Source organism: Streptomyces sp. ADI95-17, from assembly GCF_003846175.1.
Lineage (GTDB): Bacteria > Actinomycetota > Actinomycetes > Streptomycetales > Streptomycetaceae > Streptomyces > Streptomyces sanglieri.
On the sequence record NZ_ML123050.1, the window covers coordinates 43,507 to 47,935 of the forward strand.

The window sequence follows — 4,429 nt, forward strand, 5'->3', positions numbered from 1 at the left end:
TGGCCTGCCATTCCGTCATGGCTTCACGACGTGCACGTTCTCGACACCATGGTGCTGCCCCAGCTCGCCGACGCCGTCGAGGACGAGAACGACACCGGCGGTTCGGCCGGGCTGCCCGATGCCCCGTACCGGGCCGCGGCCGACGCCATCAACAACCTCGCCGCCGCTCTCCCCCAGCCCCCCGTCGGGTCCTGCCACCGGCCTGCGGGACACTTCCGACGCGGTGTTCCTCCGGGCAGTGCCCGCATGGGAGACCGAGGCCCTGTTGCAGGTCCACATCGCCCTGCAATAGGCACAGGACGGGGAACCGGATGCCTCCGGGCTCGGCGATCTGCTTCAGGAAGTGGTCGAGGACTGCCACCCACCCCAGGCCGCCGCCGACATCGTCGGCCGACTCAACCGCGTACTCGCCGTCCTGCTGCTCGACATTCCCGCCGTCCGCACGCTCGCCACCGCCCTCGTTCTCAACACACCGCAGGACACCCACGTCCAGACCGCCTACGAACAAATCCACACAGCCTGGGCCACGGCCGGCATCCACTGACCGTCACCGTGTGCCCCACCCGGCCGCCGGCGGGGGCGATCCGCGTGGACGACAGGGGCTGGATTCGTCGTAGCCGTGAGCGTGCGCGGTGACGCGTCGGCCGCCCGTGCCGACGGGCTGGTGCACAGCGATCGGCGCGCTGGAGCCTTTCAGGCGGCTGCTTCCTTCCACGCGACTTCTGGGTGTGTCTGCTGAGCGTGCTGGTGGCGTTGTGCCCAGCGGACTGCGAGTGGTGCTGCCAGGCCCGTCAGGGTGAACAGCGCTCCTACGACGTACCACCCGGGGCGGCCCCAGGTGATGCAGAGTGAGATGAGCAGGGTCGGCCCGAGGGCTTCAGCCAGTCCGGCACCCAGGCCAAACACTCCGAGGTACTGGCCGGTGGCGTGCTGTGGGGCGAGGGCGAAGGACACTTCGAAGCCTGCGGCGGAGTGCCACAGCTCGCCGATCGTGTGGATCACCATCGCGGTCATGAAAAGCGTGGCAGCGGCCCACGCCGGTATCCCCGCAGACAGGGAGATCAGTGAGCAGGAGACGAGGAAGGCCACGCCCGCTCGGCGGTAGGCGGTTCCGCCGGCCGCTGGGGAATCGATGCTGCGGCTGGCTCGTATCTGCAACGCGATGACGATGATGGTGTTGATGAGCATGGTGCCCGAGATGAGCCAGCGCGGGGCGGTGGTGGCCGTGACCAGCCAGAGCGGGATGGCCACCGTGAGCACCTTGAACTGGACGGCCATGATGCCGTCGAGAGCGGTGAGCAGGAGGTAGGGGCGGTCCCGCAGGGCGATCCAGCGGGGGCCCCCGGCGGTGGGGACAGGTTTGACCGGCGGCAGGTGGATCAGGATCGCTGCGGAAGCCGCGAAGGCAACCGCGTTGCCCATGACCAGGAGTTGGTAGGCGGGGAGGGTTCCCACCTGGACGGCCCAGCCCGCCAGCAGGGCGCCGAGGGAGATGCCTACGTTGGTCACGGCGCGGAGATAGGCGCGGAATGCCTGAGGTCGGTCCCCTCCGTAGTGCCTGATGAGCGGACTGCGTGCGGCCAATCCGGCCGCTTTGGCGCCGGTGGCCGTGCCTACCGCGATGACGAACGGCCAGAAGCTGTCTGCCAGTACGAAGCCGGCAGTGGCCAGCGCTTGGACGACGAGGGTGATCGCGTAGACGCCGCGTGCTCCGTGCCGGTCCGCGAGATGACCGACAGCGATGCCCACGGCCAGCGAGACGACACCGGCGATGCCGAGTCCGAGGCCCACCTGGGTTGCCGGAAGGTGGACTGCCTCGGTGAAGTACAGGACTCCAGCGGTCAGATAGAGGCCGCTGCCGACGGTGTAGACAAAGTTCGAGGCGGCGATGACGCGCTGCGGGCCGGAATCCGGCATCAGTTTGGGCATGACGGGGCTCCGCCTCCTGGGTCGGCAGTAAGGACTGGCCCAGCTTTCTGCTTATTACTTGCAATAGCAAGAGAGTTGCAATAAGTGAGCTCTATGACCTGCCCCGCATATCCGTGCGGAGGCGTTGAGGTGCAGGACAAGGGCCGCTTGGACGGCCACACCGGAGAGCAGGGGGCGTTCCCTGCAGAGGTGCGCCCGGCCCGGCGTCGACGCGGTTGCCCAGCACGTTGACGAGCGCGACCCGGCCGCCCGTCGCCGCAGGTGAACTCGCGAAAACCTACCGGCGGGTTACTTGCTCCCTGGTTTCCAAGCTAGGACTACGAGGCCCATTCCGGGCACATCCGGATGCCACCCGATAGAGGTGGCTCCCATTCTCGTTTGCCGATCAAGGGCTTGTGTCGTGCTCCATCCCCTTCACCGATGGAGCAACGTGGCTCCTCACGTCGCCCAAGTGGTTCCCGTTCACCCTGTCGAAAACACCGGGGAGCACGTATGCATCAGCTCGCCGGGCGGTGAACCACTGCTGCTCGTACGGTCGGGCATGAGCGCCCTGACAGGACGGTGCTCCCGGGACGGCCCTGCGGCCACTTCGCACGTTCCGCAGGGCCAGCCCATTCTCCAGATGTGACCACCCGCCCAGCCCGGCAGTCGGCGCCCGCAGCCCCTGAAGGCACCGGGGCCCGGTGCTGGTCGACGTGATCAACGGGACGGGGCCACATCGCAACGCTGCGCCGTACGCGCGACGCTGCCCCGAGTGACAGCGGATCGGGACCGGTACGTCCTGGCTACTGCAGATTTCGCAGGGCTGCGAGGACGGCATCCTCGGTGTCACCCAGTGCGCGAAAGCTCTGCCGCAGCGGCCAAAGGGCCGCCTCAGGTTCGTGTTCCGTCAGGTGCAGGCGGGCCAGACGCACAGACGCGTCGACCAGTGCCTTCGTCATGGACGCCTTCATGTCCACTGCCCACTCGAACCGCCTTGGCGGGGTATCCGCGAAAGGTCGCCCACGGACCAGTTGCAGGGCAGCCGGCCTCCCGGCCGAGTTCGGGCAGCCGGGCGAACCGCCCATGAGTCTCCGACTCAGGTCACTGGCCACCGCAGGTCAGGTCCTTCGCGGGCAGTCGGCCCGTGGTCAGGTACCGCGTGACGCCGGCGTCCGCGCAGGACGGTCCGGCCACCACCACGCCGTGGCCCTCGCCGTCGGCCACGGTGACCATCCGCGCACCGTGCAGCGCCCGTCGCATGCCCTGCGCCATGGGCAGCGTCGCCTGCGGGTCCCACTGGTTCTGCACGATCAGTGCGTTGACGTCGTTGCTCACCACTGTGGCCGGCTCCCTTGCCGCCGACTTCCAGAACGCGCACGGCTGAATGGTGGCCCCCAGGTCTCCGGCCAGCGGGTACTTGGCCCGGTCTCGGATTACGTCCCGGCGGTACTGCTCGGGGTTGCGCGGCCAGCTGCGGGTGTCGCCGCAGAAGGCGGCCCAGGTGACGGCGGACTGGTTGTCGGCAGGAACGTCCGCACCGAACGCTCCCGCGTCGGCGGACCGGACCGGAGCGGAGCCGGGGACAGCCGGTTCGGCCGACGCTGCCGTCACCGCCGACGCGGTCGGCGCGGTCGGCGTGGCCGGCGCGGGGGGTCCGCCTGCGGCCGAAGCCTTCAACGCGACGATCCACGGGGTGACGGTCTTGACGCCGACGAACGCACCGTACTGGGAACGGATGGCGCCGCCACTGAGCGCCCCACCGTTCGTCGGGACGGGTGTGCGGTCGGCGCGGGCGATGAGCTCCCAGTACGTCTTCCGGACCTTCGCCGGAGTCGGACCCAGACCGTAGGTGGCGTTGCGGGCGGCGGCCCACTCGGTCCAGCGGGTGAAGGCGAGTTCGGCCCCGGCCGACCACCCCCGGAACGTCCCTCGCCACGCGAGCGTCGGATCGAGGGCGCTGTCGAGCACGAACCGGTCCGAGCGCCGGGGGAACATCTGCGTGTAGACGGCGCCCAGGTAGGTGCCGTACGAGTACCCGAAGTAGGAGATCTTCGTTTCCCCCAGTGCCGCCCGGACGATGTCCATGTCCCGTGCCGTGTTGCGGGTGGTGAGGTGCGGCAGCATGTCGCCCGCCTTGGCCCAGCACTTGTCGGCCACCGTCCGGGCCAGGGCCACGTCCTTCGCGAACGTCCGTGCGGTGTAGGGGTGCTGGACGGCCTGTTCGTCGGCCGTCAGGCCGCAGCTGATCGGCGCGCTCTGCCCGACCCCCCGCGGATCGAAGCCGACCAGGTCGAACCGCTCTCGTACCTCCGCCGGCAGCAGCGGCTCCATCTCCACCGGCATGGTCAGCCCCGGAACACCCGGTCCCCCGGGATTCATCAGCAGCACGCCGTGCCGCTCCTTCGCACCGCTCGCCTTCACCCGCGATATCGCGAGGTCGAACTTCCGGCCCCCGGGGTCGCTGTAGTCCAGCGGCACCTTGACCTTCGCGCACTCGAACGTCGCCGGCCCGCCCGTA

The 4,429-nt window shown here is 69.2% G+C and carries 5 protein-coding genes; 1 reads left to right on the forward strand and 4 read right to left on the reverse strand.

Annotation, left to right across the window (positions count from 1 at the left end):
* Positions 1-15 precede the first annotated feature (15 nt).
* On the reverse strand, positions 16-198 hold the full coding sequence (locus EES42_RS30910) for a hypothetical protein (protein ID WP_124721621.1): 183 nt from the start codon (positions 196-198) through the stop codon (positions 16-18).
* A gap of 145 nt (positions 199-343) precedes the next feature.
* Here EES42_RS30910 and EES42_RS30915 point away from each other — a divergent pair, with 145 nt between their 5' ends.
* Positions 344-544 (forward strand): hypothetical protein, encoded by a 201-nt coding sequence (locus EES42_RS30915; RefSeq protein ID WP_124721622.1) that lies wholly within the window; start codon positions 344-346, stop codon positions 542-544.
* 149 nt (positions 545-693) lie between these two features.
* On the opposite strand, the gene EES42_RS30920 is transcribed toward EES42_RS30915, so the two are convergent.
* The 3 genes from EES42_RS30920 to EES42_RS30925 all read right to left on the reverse strand — a co-directional run.
* Positions 694-1,929 (reverse strand): MFS transporter, encoded by a 1,236-nt coding sequence (locus EES42_RS30920; RefSeq protein WP_124721623.1) that lies wholly within the window; start codon positions 1,927-1,929, stop codon positions 694-696.
* Between the two features lie 785 nt (positions 1,930-2,714).
* Positions 2,715-2,870 carry a hypothetical protein gene (locus tag EES42_RS45000; RefSeq protein WP_164495388.1) on the reverse strand — a complete coding sequence of 52 codons (156 nt, stop codon included), beginning with the start codon at positions 2,868-2,870 and terminating at the stop codon, positions 2,715-2,717.
* Positions 2,871-3,012: 142 nt separating this feature from the next.
* Positions 3,013-4,429: alpha/beta hydrolase (locus EES42_RS30925; protein WP_164495389.1), on the reverse strand; the 1,417-nt coding region annotated here is incomplete at its 5' end.